The organism is Vibrio sp. Vb1018, assembly GCF_033338775.1.
In the GTDB taxonomy this organism is placed as follows: Bacteria; Pseudomonadota; Gammaproteobacteria; order Enterobacterales; family Vibrionaceae; genus Vibrio; species Vibrio alginolyticus.
In genome coordinates, this window is sequence record NZ_JAWOTI010000026.1 from 1 (window position 1) to 13,468 (window position 13,468).

At 43.7% G+C, this 13,468-nt stretch carries 16 protein-coding genes and 1 pseudogene; 4 read left to right on the top strand and 13 right to left on the bottom strand.

Annotated elements, in window-relative coordinates:
• Positions 1–645: 645 nt before the first annotated feature.
• A pseudogene (locus R7Z10_RS20680) lies at positions 646–1,201 on the top strand (IS256 family transposase); the annotation flags it as partial.
• 67 nt (positions 1,202–1,268) lie between these two features.
• Here the strand turns inward: R7Z10_RS20680 and R7Z10_RS20685 are convergent.
• The 3 genes from R7Z10_RS20685 to R7Z10_RS20695 form a co-directional block, all read right to left on the bottom strand.
• Positions 1,269–2,264, bottom strand: coding sequence for a transporter (locus tag R7Z10_RS20685; protein ID WP_054579104.1), 996 nt, complete (start codon positions 2,262–2,264; stop codon positions 1,269–1,271).
• Positions 2,265–2,733: 469 nt separating this feature from the next.
• Positions 2,734–3,363, bottom strand: a complete 630-nt coding sequence (locus tag R7Z10_RS20690) for a tyrosine-type recombinase/integrase (protein WP_053307330.1) — start codon at positions 3,361–3,363, stop codon at positions 2,734–2,736.
• Complete coding sequence (locus R7Z10_RS20695) at positions 3,363–3,821, bottom strand: hypothetical protein (protein WP_054577250.1); 459 nt, start codon at positions 3,819–3,821, stop codon at positions 3,363–3,365. Before R7Z10_RS20695 ends, R7Z10_RS20690 begins: the two co-directional genes overlap by 1 nt.
• 1,044 nt (positions 3,822–4,865) lie before the next feature.
• Here R7Z10_RS20695 and R7Z10_RS20700 point away from each other — a divergent pair.
• Positions 4,866–5,753: a hypothetical protein gene (locus tag R7Z10_RS20700; protein ID WP_017634088.1), complete on the top strand. Its 888-nt coding sequence runs from the start codon at positions 4,866–4,868 to the stop codon at positions 5,751–5,753.
• Positions 5,754–5,861: 108 nt separating this feature from the next.
• Here the strand turns inward: R7Z10_RS20700 and R7Z10_RS20705 are convergent, their stop codons facing one another.
• Both R7Z10_RS20705 and R7Z10_RS20710 read right to left on the bottom strand, forming a co-directional pair.
• On the bottom strand, positions 5,862–7,358 hold the full coding sequence (locus R7Z10_RS20705) for a hypothetical protein (protein WP_017634087.1): 1,497 nt from the start codon (positions 7,356–7,358) through the stop codon (positions 5,862–5,864).
• Complete coding sequence (locus R7Z10_RS20710) at positions 7,351–8,745, bottom strand: hypothetical protein (RefSeq protein ID WP_017634086.1); 1,395 nt, start codon at positions 8,743–8,745, stop codon at positions 7,351–7,353. The genes R7Z10_RS20705 and R7Z10_RS20710 overlap by 8 nt, the downstream gene beginning before the upstream one ends.
• Positions 8,746–9,052: 307 nt before the next feature.
• Here R7Z10_RS20710 and R7Z10_RS20715 point away from each other — a divergent pair, with 307 nt between their 5' ends.
• Both R7Z10_RS20715 and R7Z10_RS20720 read left to right on the top strand, forming a co-directional pair.
• Positions 9,053–9,448 carry a hypothetical protein gene (locus tag R7Z10_RS20715; RefSeq protein WP_213916128.1) on the top strand — a complete coding sequence of 132 codons (396 nt, stop codon included), beginning with the start codon at positions 9,053–9,055 and terminating at the stop codon, positions 9,446–9,448.
• The gene (locus R7Z10_RS20720; RefSeq protein ID WP_155486347.1) at positions 9,445–9,921 is read left to right on the top strand and encodes a metal-dependent hydrolase; all 477 of its coding nucleotides are present in this window, start codon (positions 9,445–9,447) and stop codon (positions 9,919–9,921) included. The genes R7Z10_RS20715 and R7Z10_RS20720 overlap by 4 nt, the downstream gene beginning before the upstream one ends.
• Before the next feature lie 483 nt (positions 9,922–10,404).
• On the opposite strand, the gene R7Z10_RS20725 is transcribed toward R7Z10_RS20720, so the two are convergent.
• From R7Z10_RS20725 to R7Z10_RS20760, 8 genes are all read right to left on the bottom strand, one after another.
• A complete protein-coding gene (locus R7Z10_RS20725) occupies positions 10,405–10,569 on the bottom strand; it encodes a hypothetical protein (protein WP_170894064.1) in 165 nt (54 codons plus the stop codon).
• Positions 10,570–10,626: 57 nt separating this feature from the next.
• Positions 10,627–10,788: a hypothetical protein gene (locus R7Z10_RS20730; protein ID WP_017634083.1), complete on the bottom strand. Its 162-nt coding sequence runs from the start codon at positions 10,786–10,788 to the stop codon at positions 10,627–10,629.
• A gap of 537 nt (positions 10,789–11,325) precedes the next feature.
• Positions 11,326–11,559 carry a hypothetical protein gene (locus R7Z10_RS20735; protein WP_017634082.1) on the bottom strand — a complete coding sequence of 78 codons (234 nt, stop codon included), beginning with the start codon at positions 11,557–11,559 and terminating at the stop codon, positions 11,326–11,328.
• Positions 11,537–11,779, bottom strand: a complete 243-nt coding sequence (locus tag R7Z10_RS20740; protein ID WP_017634081.1) for a hypothetical protein — start codon at positions 11,777–11,779, stop codon at positions 11,537–11,539. Before R7Z10_RS20740 ends, R7Z10_RS20735 begins: the two co-directional genes overlap by 23 nt.
• Positions 11,772–12,068 (bottom strand): HU family DNA-binding protein, encoded by a 297-nt coding sequence (locus R7Z10_RS20745; protein ID WP_017634080.1) that lies wholly within the window; start codon positions 12,066–12,068, stop codon positions 11,772–11,774. Before R7Z10_RS20745 ends, R7Z10_RS20740 begins: the two co-directional genes overlap by 8 nt.
• Entirely contained in the window at positions 12,068–12,391 is a 324-nt protein-coding gene (locus R7Z10_RS20750; RefSeq protein WP_017634079.1) for an HU family DNA-binding protein, read from the bottom strand. The genes R7Z10_RS20745 and R7Z10_RS20750 overlap by 1 nt, the downstream gene beginning before the upstream one ends.
• On the bottom strand, positions 12,370–12,639 hold the full coding sequence (locus R7Z10_RS20755; protein ID WP_017634078.1) for a hypothetical protein: 270 nt from the start codon (positions 12,637–12,639) through the stop codon (positions 12,370–12,372). Before R7Z10_RS20755 ends, R7Z10_RS20750 begins: the two co-directional genes overlap by 22 nt.
• 120 nt (positions 12,640–12,759) lie before the next feature.
• Positions 12,760–13,458, bottom strand: coding sequence for a hypothetical protein (locus R7Z10_RS20760; protein WP_017634077.1), 699 nt, complete (start codon positions 13,456–13,458; stop codon positions 12,760–12,762).
• Positions 13,459–13,468: the final 10 nt, after the last annotated feature.

Sequence of the window (13,468 nt, forward strand, 5' to 3'; positions counted from 1 at the left end):
CCATCATCGATCTCATTCGCGATTAGAGAGCCACTAAATAAAATTGCTGACATTGCTAAAGCAAGCCCTGTTTTGTTGAGAGTCATAACAATTACTCCATTTCCTGTCATAGTAGTAGTTCGGATTAAAAATTTTTCAGCTTCCTTCAAATGTTGTGGGAAGCGATGAAATTATAAGAAAGGATCAGTGAAAGCTGTTCTCATGATTGAGAATAATTCAGGCTAGAAAGGAGTATTTAGGTGCGTCTCTTTAGTAGATTAAAGAAAAAAACAGCATAATCATAATGTTATTTTTTGTATTTACTTTAAGTGCTCATCAAGTATGAAATGAAGATAATATAAAGAAGTAATTCGTTCTATTGCATTGTTCAGATCATTCATCCTTTATTGATAAAGGTATCTTATCCAACAATCACCTTTATTATTTAATGTTTAAAATCATTAACTTATAATAATTAAAACTTAAAAGGTATGAGATAAAATATAGCAGGTTCATACTTTTTAAGTCTTTTTCGGTACTAAAATCCAATGTGATATCATTCTGAAGTGCTAAATTTTCTACTTAAAATTAAGATAAATTCTCTTTGCTATCCCTATTTAATTTTCTATGGGGGTAGTGAAACGAGTAAGTTAATGTGGTAGGAACATGGATGATCAGCTCTTTTTATTCGTCATTATTGGTATCGATGACACTGGAAACAAAAAAGCCCCTGGAATTCTGGATCGTCACCAAGAGTCAAAAACAAGTTACAGGACTCATTAAGCACTCAAAAGAACAAGAATTGCTGTTAGCACCCAAGTTCGCCACCGGAGATGGCGAACTTGGCTTCTGAAAAGTCATGGCTAAGTGCGGGCCGCAAGCTACAGTAGCGTAAGTGACAAATATGCTTAGCAAGGTACCCAAAAGCGTGCTACCACGGATGAAGGATGCATTACAAGATATCTTGGATGGCAGAGATCTCTACCTTCCTAAAGCGCCTCTAAGCCAATAGAATCCATGTTCGCCACAGTATGTTTGAGTACGAACAAGACGAAGAACTGTGGGACCAGAAAGACTACGTTGATGATGACCTACAAGTTAATACGCAGTGCAGAAATGAAGTAGTGCCGTCTACAACAGTTGTGTCCTCCTGACGGATGTTGTAAAGGATTTTAGCTTTATTAGTGGAGTGAAAGAAATGGAAACTCATCAACAGGCTACTGTACGCTCTCCATACATTATCTTTGACAATAGTTATTCCTATAATCCACACTTACTGTACCTCCATTTTACAAATTAAAAGGTACTCGTACTGTTAACTGAAAGTCGGGAGTGTCTTCTGTAAGACCAGCTTGAGCACTAACATTGATAGATGAGCGTTCACTAAAGGCATAGTTTATACCAAAAGTTAATGCATCTAATTGAAGCAACTTAGCATCATCTGCCGATCTGCCATTTACTTTGCTTTTTAAAATAGTTTTATGACTAAGCCCTAAAGAGAATGAAAGATCAGGATTCACCGCAAAGCCCATTCCCCCAGAAAGAGAAATAGTGTCCCCAAGATCAACATCAGCTTTTGTATCGCCAACTGTAACAGTATCTTCTAAGTTATAAATGTAACTTAAACTAGCGAACAAAACCGCAGGATCAACAGGGTGAATAAGAGATAAATTAGGCTCAAAACTCCAAAAACCCGAGCCAGTAGGGACATCACTAAATGCGTTGCTTCCATCTTCAATAGAAACATCATAAGGCGATCGTCCTGTATCCGACTTGACTCTAAGGCCACCTACCCAGTATGGCGCAGATTCAAAGTTAAACTGGTGCCTCAATGCGAACTCTACATCACCAAGCCCTCCACCATCCACCGTTGTGTTTACGACTTCACTGTTTGAACCATCTTGAATGGGACGCGTAGAAACTTGGTCATTACGATATACATATGGCACTCTAACTTCTAACTCTGTGGCGTTTGTTAAACCATACCGAGCAGTTAAGCCAACGGTTACTGTAGTCCTATCCGAATCACTCACTTCAATTCGCCCAATAATCAGAGTTGGTAAGACTGTATACCCAACAACAGATACTTTGTTTGAAGAGTTCTGTGTATAGCTTAAAGACGAATCAAATGACCATTTACCTTTAGGTGTGAGAACGCCTGGACGCTCAATAACATCACCAGCAGTTTGGGCGCGTTGAGGAATATCATCTCCTTCAGCGCCATATGCATTTCCCACAATGAATAAACTACAAAGATAGGTACCCAGTAAAGCCTTCCGTAACATCGCATCTTTCCTTTTGCTGATGATCGTACCCAAGTAATCTCAGGCAATAGCTTGAGGTGAAGCCACTAGCTTATAAACAATTAGAATAGATTCTATGTTTTCGCAATATTATTAATAAAATAAATTGCTTACAAACGCGATTCCAACAACGCCCCCATAGTTCTTTGCTGATTTGGTTGCGTATTTCGATAGCTATATGTAACATGTAGCCAAATGGAAAGAGGTTACAGTGTAACAATTTTTTATATTTATAACTAATGCGACAGATTGATAGTCTTTAGGTCATCATAACCGCAACCAAGCACCAGCTTGATTGCCTTTTTTCTGAACCCTTTTTTCATTAATTCTCTTACCTTTGGTTTAAGGTCATTCGGAATTGGGGTTCGGGAAAATTCCTGTTGTCGAAGCTTAAATTCGTTTACTCGTAAGTTCGCGTTCATTAGAGCCTTACACATAATTTCCCCTCCCTTTATTCTGCCTTTGGTTTTAATGAAATGCCTGTTGTGTACTCTTTCGCTTCGTCGTGGAACGTTCTTAAGTAGTGGTCAGTCACGGCAACACTAGAGTGACCAAGCGCGTCCTTAATCACTTTCAAAGAAGCTTTCTTTTCAAGCAGTAGCATGGCGTACATTTTTCGCATCGAGTGTGTTGATAGCTGATATGGCAATCTCAACTCCATTGCTATGCGCTTATACGCTCGGTTGATATACTGGATGCTGATCGCATTGCCCTTTTTGGCCAAGTGGTGATTAGATTGAAACATCAACTCATTATGGCCATTGTGTAAGTAGATACGTTTAATTAGTTCTTCCAGTTCGGCATTAACGTGAATGGTGATTCGAGCGGCCTCTTTAGCGGCTTTTTCGCTCTTACCTCGGGCCATACGGCCTTTAAAACCTTTTGATTGAACAATGTTAAATGAAGACCGGATCACGCCATTTATCATCACATCGCTGAATTTTAGCTTCGAAATGTCGCAATAACGTAAACCTGTACGAACCTCCATTTCAATCATCATAGAGATAAGTGGGTTAATGTCATCCATTAAACGGATTATTTTTTCCAACTCGTCTAAGTCACGCGCAGGGAAAGCAGCCATTAGATCAACTCCACGTGATTAGCATTAACCGTTTTAAACTCGCCACCAACGAACACTTGAATTTGTAGGGTTCGAGATAACAAGCTAAATCCCAAGAATAAGCCTAGTTCGCCATCGACACGCACGAAGTCGTGGTGAACAGGTAAGCGGCCAAAGTGATTGATCATCTTGGTTTGTGCTTGGATGCTTTGAGCTTCTTTAATTGTGTTTATGGCAAAGCGAAGTTGAGAGCGAATCTTTAGCGCATTATTACCTTTTCGAGCCTTGCTGATCGTGCCTTGCACACAAGGGAAACCGTAGAAATTGCGAATGATGGCGGCGGCTTGTTCTTGGCCTCCACATTCATTAATTAGCTCATCCAAAGAGATAAGAATAAGGTCGTGGTGGCGCTCTTGGATGGCACTGCGTTTACTCGCCCACTCATCCGAAAGCGACACCAATTCATTTTTTTTAAACATTTTTGCTGATCCTTTTTTGGCAAAATGCCAGTGTTTGCCCAGAATACAATATATTCCAAAGGAATATCTTTTTCAACTATGTTCGGAATACTTAAATTAAAAGCACGAAGGGTTCCAGAAGTGACCGACTAATCAACTTTTGACAAATAACGCAATAGCGCTCAAAACACCACCAGCAAGAAGTCATTTTTTATCAATATTCCTATGGAATATTTAGGTTCATTCACACAAAATGCCAGGATTAGAAAGCAATCTTAGATATTTGATAAGTTGTTGTTTTTATTGGATTTTATGTCTTTTTGCGTCGATGACCAGCGACAAAACATTGGATAAGTTAGTTTCAGTTCTGTCTAGAACTGAAACTAAAAGAGGTTTTTTGAAACTCGCTACGACAATTACCCGTCTTTGGAAATATAATGACGGTGTTACGTCGTCACGCGAAACGAACAAATATGCATATCCTCAATTATTATGCGGTATAGGTCACGTTCTCAAAACCTAACTGCTAGTAACGATATGTTTGCATTATTTTGCATATCTAGACAATCAAAGATCACAGTCTCATAATACTCCGCGAACATCAGCTCGGCTGGCGAGAATCCCCTAAACTCTTTCCAAATCAGAGCTATATACGTATTGGCTATCCAGTCAATTGGCTTAAGAGATATAGATATGCACTGCACGTTGAATCAATTAATTCCAATCGAAATACTAGACAAATGTGACCTGTCCCTAGATGTATTTAGCAGCTCGTTCCTCGATGACGCGACCGACATTTGCATGATGCATCTTATCCAATCGCATCCGAACGCACTATGCAATTCATCCATTAATCGTGATGACGTATTAAACTTCGTTCGAGATCACTTCTTCGCTTAAAAAGCAACACTTATAACGTTCTTCTGTTCGTTTTTTATTTAATTCCGAACACAAAAACGGTATGCTACGCATTAAGGATAAAGGTAGGGTTTTTCGTTACTCGCATACGCTCAGGGATGGAGTGTAACCTTTATCCTCCAATGTAATTTGGAGCAACCGTTCACCATGATTAATAAAAAAAATACTGAAATTAAAGATTTAAAAGCTATTGATATAGAAACACTTAATCAATTACTTGCAAACAAACAAACGGCAGATGCGCGCCTAAAACGTGCCTTGAAGCACCGCGCGACTTTTTCCGAACAAATAGATGGCAAAGAAGATAGTGGACTATTCAATGATCGCATCGTAGCTGTAGTAAAACGTGGTAATCCAACCACTCGTTTACTTGAGTATATTGAGGCCGCGAAATCAGCCAATAAAGAGCTTTTAGAGCGCGCACCTCAATACTTCAACAGCTCATCTAACTCATTTAAAGAGACGACCGTAATTGAGAACGTCCGTCGCGTTAACATCACAATTAATAAAGCAGCTAGCAGCCAGAAAGTCACTGGCGCACGTCTAGCCAAAAGACTTGAAGCATACCTACGCGACCTCGACCGTAAACTCTCCTACGATCTTCCAGAAGATGAGAAAGAACAGCTCACTAACAATAAAAACACTGCATTGAATGAATTGAAATACTTCAAAGACAATGCAGACGTTGAGTTTAGAAAGCGCGGTCAAGAACACAATGACATTGTAGCTATCATCCATACCTATGATGGCAACAATGGTGGCATTTCTCGCGTAGCTAAAAAGGTTCACGTTAACGCTGGTGGCCTTGTTCTAATTAGGCATCGCTCTTGTAAAGATCACGATGTGCTAATCACGAACAACACCACTGAGGGACGTTCGATATTCGATGAAGCGAATGCTTTTAAGTCGGTACTGTACCCTAACGCTAATATGTATATAGAAAGCGAAGTTGACGCTATTCGTGAAGCCAGAAAAGAGCTTAGAAGCAAGAACGAAAGCAAAGCACGTTCGCAGTTCGATGGATTAGTGAACTAAGGTTTTAAGCTAAATTATTGTTGTTCCGCTTTGATTGGTGATTTGGTGGCGATATTTAACGGTATCGCCACCTTTTCATATTACTTTTATATGTTGGCACCAACGGAATTAAGCATCGTCCGATTCAAGCGCTTCCAGTACCCATTGTTCTACTGAACTGCGAGACTCTAGCATGCTCTCTGTTACTTCCATTTCGTGCGGCACATAATCTACCAATTGAGAAAAACAGTATGTATCCCAACGGTCAGGTGATGGGATGTTCATTTTCTCTTTCATCATCGGTTTTGGCATCATTACCCATTGGCCTGACTCGTTGATTGCACAAGGTATTTTACTGCCTTGTTCTGCCGTCTTGACGTTCTTATCTATCTGCATGCGGCCTTGGTTTATCGCATCCCGAGCCATAACATTGGCATACGCACGCTGGTTAAAGAAACGCTGCTTATCGCTGGTGGAGTGCATCTTCTTACCCCAACGAATGCGCTGTACGCGCCGTCCGTAGCGTTCTAAGCAAGTCGCCGTGTCATAACCTACACCGTCACTATCCACTGCTATCGTGATGTTTGGGTACAAGTCCTCACTACACTCTGCATGGATAATGTCAGCGAACCGAACCGGATCGACCGTGCTTGGTTGTTCAAGCAATTTCACGCTCTTAACGATGCGCTCCATGCGTTGACCCCAAACCTTGCAGATATTGAGTATCGAGCGGTCACGACCATTACCAACGTCCACCAGCGCAGCCCAACCCCAACCATCGGGCATATCGAGGTTGAGCCTTGCGCTTTTGTCCAGCGCATCCCGACTAAGCAGCATGCCAGCAATGGAACTTGGGAACTCCCCACGTACTTTAATCAGGTATTCCGGTGCCTCTCGACCGCCATACTCCAATCGCTTATCGAGGATAAATTCCACGGTTACGAACGGAGATTCCTCGGAGTTAAGCCGGATGGCTCGCCATCGACCACTAGGCTCGGCTAATCGGTGATGCGTATCGTAGAAATAGCCGCTAGGGCGCGTTGGCTGGCTCAATAACAGCATTCGGTTATCTTTCTCGGTCAATGCCCCCGCTAACACACCAAAAGCCTTGTCAGAGACGCCTGACGCCTCATCGACAATAACAAACAAGTGTTTAGCGTGTTCACCCGCTAGCGCTTCCTCGTTACCAATACGGCACGATTTAGCACTGGTTTGCCAGATACCTTTTGCTGAGTTTTCAAAAAAGGCTGTCTCGGTAATGGTGAAGTATTGCTGCAACCAACCATGCTTTTGTAAGAGCGTGTTCCAGTTGGATTTTAGGTACTTCCATACACCGATTTGTACCTGTCTCGCGTTGTTCGCCACCAGCACAACACGCGCATTGGGGAAGCAGAGCATGAAAGCAATGATCATGATACTGGTCATGTCTGACTTGCCTGTACCGTGGCCAGAGCTGACAGTCGTTCGCGCACCAATACGCTGAGCACTATCAATGATTTTGCGCTGCTGCCAGCTCGGCTTCTTACCGACTAGCTCAACAGCGAGGCGTTTCCAGTCATAGCGATACCGCTTAACTAGGGCAGGGTAACGGGGATCTTGTGTTACGCTCTTTATTCTTCTAGCCACCAAGTACCTCGAAGCTGTCTACATCGTCAAACCCCGACACTCCCTCGTTATCGAGGTCATCATAGGCTTGCTCTTTAGCGGCTTCGTTTTGTATTTGGGATGGGGATAGGGTAGGTTCTACGCCGTTCTCTAGGTCTTCGGCTTCTTTGATTCGTCGGTTTACTTCTTCTTTGCGCGCAGGTAGCCAGTTATCTTGCTGCTCAATCTGCTCTAACGTGTAGTCATCAAACAGCTCATCCAGCTCTTGCTCACTGATACCAGTGTCGTCTACTTCTGGCTCTAGGTTCGCTAGTTCTACCTTAGCTTCATGCAATAGCGTTGCTGGTGGACGTGCGCCTAACTTCTCGATTTGCTGACACGTCTCTAAGGCTGTCCAGTTGTTCTTAGTGCGCAGAGAAAGCATTTCTATTACTAGGCTGGTTTCTTCCGCTGGCAGTAAGTGTGGCATCATCAATTCAGCGTATTCCTGTTTACGCAAATCGATGTAGCGCTTGGCCTCTTGTTTGGCCATCGTGGAAATACTCAATTCCAGTTCACGCAATCTGGTGCCATAGCCAAAGATGAGACGGTCACGCATGGCGTTTATGTCTACTGGCTGGTTTTCGTCATCGAGCGGAATGTCTCCGCTTTCTTCCATTTCATCGATCTCTTTAAGGCGTTTAGCTAACGTCTCATTCATTCGGTAATACTGCGAACGGGCAATAATCAGTTCGTTGCAAACCGAAAGCGGATCGGTATCCATGAGAATATCCATGATTTCGCCAGTAATACCCGCACTACGGGCATAACCACCATGCACAACAGGGCGACCCACTTGAGCACTGGAATACTGCGAAAGTCCCTCAACTGATCGCGGCTTGCGCAGTGATCCAATACCCCCTGTTTTCGCGCGATCGCCTTGCGCACTTTGCGCTTGCGCAGTTGCCCCCGCTTCTTTGGACTTTGATTTATCAGCTCTTTTTTTCTTCTTGTCGTTTTTCGCTTCTTGAAATTTCGCTAATTGCTCATCGTAAAGATCAAATAATCGATCAAACTCGGGCAGCGATCGCATGGAATTAAACTGGCGGCGCAATGTCGCACCATTCACCCCTTTATCTTTCGCAAAAGCGGCCATCGTGAGCGTTGGGTTTTGAGCGCCACGCACGAGAAATTCTTTCAAAAGGGAATGCCAGTCATTGCCCTGACTGGTCTTTTTCGCTTTGATTTTTGGCATAACGGACGGTTGGAACTTGCCGCCCGTTTTGGCTGGCCGTTTTATATATCGCTTAGCGGTGCCGTACTTCAATCCGTTGGCTTCGCAATACTCGGCCAGCGTCAAAGTCGGCTGCTTCTCTAACTGCTCCCAAAACTGCTGTTGGTGAGCCTGATAGTCAATCTTGCCGGACACGGTTAAACCCCATTCATTTTATTACGTTCGGAATAATACAGAGTTCAAACAGGTGACAACAACACGAACTAGGCCAGTTAAAAAATAATTTAATTGTCAATAATGTTTTAAAGACAAAATTTGATAACGCGACATTAAATAGTATTTACAGTAACGATTTTCTGCATATAATCATGGCCAGCTAGTGAGTAACGCTACTCATGTACAATTGATTCTGCGGCACGATATAGTAATTGGCTGCGTTATCTCACTAGCCACCTTCCCCCATACCCAAGACAACGCGCTACGTGACGAAAGGAATACCCCCTTGAAAGCACCCGAGCGCATCAAATTCAGACACAAAGCCAAAACCAAAGCACGACAAACCATGTTTAGAACCCGCCAACGGGAAAAGGGATTAACGCTACTTCAAGTGCGAATTTCACGCCTTGCTCACGCAAAAGCATGCGAACAATGCGAACAGAACGGAATTACCCTGACCGAGCTGTATCAGTTGGCCATCAACAACACTGATCCAAACCAACTACCAGAAAAGCACCCCGAAGTAATCGAGGGCGACCTAGTAGGGGCACGCCAAATCAGTCCTTGGATTGACCCCGAAGTTGCAGAGACGTTTGAGAAATTGGCCACCAACTACCGCAATCGAACCATAGCGATGAGTGCCATCGTCTATGCGTATTGCGCTCGATGCGAAGCTGAATGAGCCGAACTGGACACGCTTGGGGCGCACTGTGCTTTGCGCCCGTTCCTCTCGCCTTAATGGCAGACACAACACCACTGCATTCAATCCTGGCATTTCTTGGTTGCTTAAGCGGTTCGAGCGCACCGGACTGGCTTGAATTTGACAGAATCCCGCACCGAACTTACACCCACATCCTTTCGATATGGCTCGCTGTAACGGTTTATGGCTATCATTTAGCGATAGGGGGCACATTAATACCCATTGAGGCGTTAAAAGCCACCAGCACGATTCTAGGTGCGATTCTGTGTGGATTTGGATGCGGTTGTGTGTCGCATTGGCTTGGGGATGTGTTAAACCGCCAACCAGTGCCGATTTTTACCCCATTTGATAGGTACTGTTTGAATCTATTCGCTTCGGGGAGCCACCAGCGAATCACATGCGTATTCATTTTCTCGGTAGCGTGTATTTTAGTTGGTTTTTTACGGCCTTTATAATTCCGAATAGACTTTTTAAAAATGATGTTTTTAACATAAGAAAAGGCCACATTTTACCGTGGCCTTTTGATTTTGAGGAGTTGTCAATAACAGGTAATTCAATAACCAATCAATTGGCCATCTATATTTTGGAGTATCCACGTCCATTTTCTTGCGAGCGAGGTAAATATAGAACACTAAAAATGCCTCTTCAATAGGTTGAAACACGACACATAAAAAGAGCCAGTATTTCTACCAGCTCTTTTGCAAACCTTCTTTGAATCACTCGCCGAAGCTGTACGCTTCACACGAAAACAAGGCAATTATATTGATACTTACCTCGAAAAATCAAGAAAAAAGCGCCAATGGAATAACCAAAGGCGCTTGAGCACAGTTGTCTAAGATTTTTAAAGGAAAACACGGTCGTCACAATGGCAACTATTTAAATCGCGTATACATAAATTTATCCGTTCGGAATGCTAGTTTCAAGTATTTTTTACCTAGCTACTCGCCTAGCTCTTTACTAGAAACACTGGCTAGCTCATCACTATGTGCCGTGTGGGCATTTAAGCCATTCAATAGCTCTGCCTCTGTAAACAATGAGCGTTTCTTTTTGTTCTTAGTCGCCTTGGGAACTGTTTTACCTTTCTTTTGTGCTTGAGTACGCATGCTTCACCTTTTGTAGTGCATCGCTTTGTTAATACTATGCTCTTTACTCCACTCAATCTAGCTGACGCTTTCAGTTTGCTTAAGGTGATTGTTTATTTCGTGAATCATCTTGCGTAAGGAGTTATCCAGCTCTTTGGTGTACAGCTTATCCTTGGCCAGCTCTCGCTTAAGGATGCGGTCGTGTTTGCGATGCCAGAATAGTTCGTGGACTTTTCTCATAGTGCCTGCTCATATAGGCGCTCTTTGGTAGGGGATAGATAGAACAAAGGGCTAACCCTCTTTCGAAGATCAACCCTTTGCCCTCTTTGGGAGCCTGTAGGTTTTACCCTACAACGCTTGCACAACCTTATTAGACAAGCGCACCGTATAGGAAGTCGTATCCGTCACTGTCCTATGGGAATAATACTAAACTCATTCCGAACATATCACAATGTTAGTTTGCATTTCATTTTGTGATTTTTACCCATTTAAAGATTGTTTCTGTCGCTTTTTTCTGGTGGCTTTCTTGAGTGTTTTATAGTAGCCAATCTTTATCAGAAAGAAGTACCACAGCGCGTTAAGAGGCGTAGCCCTCAACCAAGTCCAGCCACCACGTTGTGAGTTCTTCATGTGGTAACAACATCATGCCTTCACGGCCTTTTCTGGCTTGTTCTAGCGCCTTTTCCAGAAACTCAAACTTAAGGTCGAACGGAGGATTGCACCACCAGCCATCTTCCCATTCACCTTGTAGGCCATCGAACCCAACACAAACAGGGTTTAGGAGCTGAGCTGCCTTGTGTTTTGGCTTAAGCTCGGCTGTTCGTTAATCCAGTCAGGAGCCACGTAGAAGCGGTTCGCCTTGGCGGTTTGTGGCTCGGCGGCCACGTCTAAAACAAACTGTTTTCCGGTATCACGTCGAAAGAGGAATTGAGCATCAAAGAAATAGTCCCAACGAGTCGCCCATTTGTTCTTTGCGCCCTCGACGGTCTTACTTTTGACTAGGTGCGCCATTCTCTGACTTCTCCCCACTCTTGGCCGCTACAGTAATGCGCTCTATGCGCTCTGCGTCCAAATCAATCTTCACTCGCTCTATCTTTGGATAGACCACCAATCCATAAAAGCTGTATGTGCCAATACCGACAACAGCCACCAGCGCTAACACAATGGTTATAGCCAGTAGCCGAACGGAGCCGATAAAGACACGTAGCCCAATTGCCTTACTATCATTCATGGACGCGTACCATGTCCTTGTAAGCAGAGAACAATACGCTGTGCTCGGTTTTGACACCTAAGCGCTCTTTCGTCGCCGGATTAATGGTTGTGCGTTCACGCTCTATGTGACGGAAACGGCCAAAGCCTCGAATTTGCACCTCACGGCCTTTCGCAATCTCAACCAGAATGTGATTGATCATTGCATCCAGACAATCGCCCACCAGCTCTGCATCATCACCAGTAAGCTTTAAGCCAAGGCGTTTAGAAATGTTTCTTTCAATGTCAGTTCGGTTTAAGCGTGTACTCATTAATGTGCCCCCTTGATCTCGTTTACCTTGCTTGCCAGCTCATCGCGGAATACATCCGATGCACTAAAAGTCAGCTTGTCTCGCGCAGCTACAATCGCTGGTGCTCCCGTTTTTGGATTACGGCCAGCTCGCGCTTTCTTAAGGCGAGGTGCGAACGTACCGAAACCACTAAGCAATACAGCATTGCCCTCAATCATGGTTTGAGTTGAGATTTCTTCGATAAAGGCATCAAAAACCAGCTCGCATTCTTCACGTAATGCGCCCGTTTCTTTTTTCATTGCTGAGATCAGTTCGTGCTTACCTACGGCTTTTTGTTTAGACACGCTAAGTCCTCTTGAATATCTTTCAGATAAATTCCGTGCTGTTGGCCTAGAAGATTGATGGCGTAAAGAACCAGTTCTTCTCGACTGCTACAGCCAAGTTCTATTTGGAGTCGCCTAATTTGCTCTCGTTGTGTCGCGCTGGCGCGGTAGTATTGACGTTTAATGTCAAACCTAGCCATCTTGGCAAGATGACGATTCCAGCGCTGCTGAGGGGTTAAGGCGTTTTTCTTGGGTTTACGTCCTGCCATTAGACGATTATAACCATTCCGAACACACCGTAAATATTCCGAACACAATTTCTGTTTTTAATACAAAAAAAATACCGCCCATATAGGCGGCATTTGTGGAAAGATGATCAAGGATTGGCGTTAAGCTCGTTTGAACTCCGAAAAGTGGCTGCGCATGCCATCACGAACTTTGAGAGGCGTTTTGCGCAGCTTGGCGCGTGTCGCTGTGTCGTATAAGTATTGTTCCCATTCCCAATAGGACATATCACGTAGTCGGCCTACTGGCTCACCAACACTATTCATGAATATGTAGGTGTTCTTGGCTTGGCCGTTCGGGATTGAGTTGCCATTACCATCCAATATCTCAAAGACACCTCTCGCACCGACAAACGTCACGGTCAGACCATATTGCGCCGCTGTAGCATCAATCATTGCGCTAGTGAGGTAAACATTCTCGCCAAAGATTTTAGTACGGAGGATTTCACGACGATATTTCTTAATGTCTCGAACCCATTCAAAGATAACGCAGCGAGTATGTGGCGTTCGGATGTTGGTTTTTACTTTGATTAGACCAGCATCGAATAGCATTCTAATGACTCGATAGTTGATCTTCTCTCTTGGTGCAATTGTGTCGCCAGTAGCATCGTAGTCACAAATATGACCACCAGTAAGCCAACGATACGCTTGAGCGCTACCAAATTCCCCTGCGGGAGCATAGCTTAGCAACAACTTGTCATAGTAAAGGTAATCGCATAGGAAGTTACGGACTACCTTTGTTGCTTCTAACACGTCTAAATCAACTGGCTTTTGGCCAATGCTGTGGTATTCACTCGCTAACATGAGATAACTA

Coding starts and splice junctions, on each gene's coding strand:
- R7Z10_RS20720 (WP_155486347.1), top strand. CDS start 9,445: ATGAGCCGAACTGGACACGCTTGGGGCGCACTGTGCTTTGCGCCCGTT.
- R7Z10_RS20745 (WP_017634080.1), bottom strand. CDS start 12,068: ATGAGTACACGCTTAAACCGAACTGACATTGAAAGAAACATTTCTAAA.
- R7Z10_RS20700 (WP_017634088.1), top strand. CDS start 4,866: ATGATTAATAAAAAAAATACTGAAATTAAAGATTTAAAAGCTATTGAT.
- R7Z10_RS20725 (WP_170894064.1), bottom strand. CDS start 10,569: ATGCGTACTCAAGCACAAAAGAAAGGTAAAACAGTTCCCAAGGCGACT.
- R7Z10_RS20685 (WP_054579104.1), bottom strand. CDS start 2,264: ATGTTACGGAAGGCTTTACTGGGTACCTATCTTTGTAGTTTATTCATT.
- R7Z10_RS20730 (WP_017634083.1), bottom strand. CDS start 10,788: ATGAGAAAAGTCCACGAACTATTCTGGCATCGCAAACACGACCGCATC.
- R7Z10_RS20695 (WP_054577250.1), bottom strand. CDS start 3,821: ATGTTTAAAAAAAATGAATTGGTGTCGCTTTCGGATGAGTGGGCGAGT.
- R7Z10_RS20760 (WP_017634077.1), bottom strand. CDS start 13,458: ATGTTAGCGAGTGAATACCACAGCATTGGCCAAAAGCCAGTTGATTTA.
- R7Z10_RS20740 (WP_017634081.1), bottom strand. CDS start 11,779: ATGAATGATAGTAAGGCAATTGGGCTACGTGTCTTTATCGGCTCCGTT.
- R7Z10_RS20735 (WP_017634082.1), bottom strand. CDS start 11,559: ATGGCGCACCTAGTCAAAAGTAAGACCGTCGAGGGCGCAAAGAACAAA.
- R7Z10_RS20690 (WP_053307330.1), bottom strand. CDS start 3,363: ATGGCTGCTTTCCCTGCGCGTGACTTAGACGAGTTGGAAAAAATAATC.
- R7Z10_RS20755 (WP_017634078.1), bottom strand. CDS start 12,639: ATGGCAGGACGTAAACCCAAGAAAAACGCCTTAACCCCTCAGCAGCGC.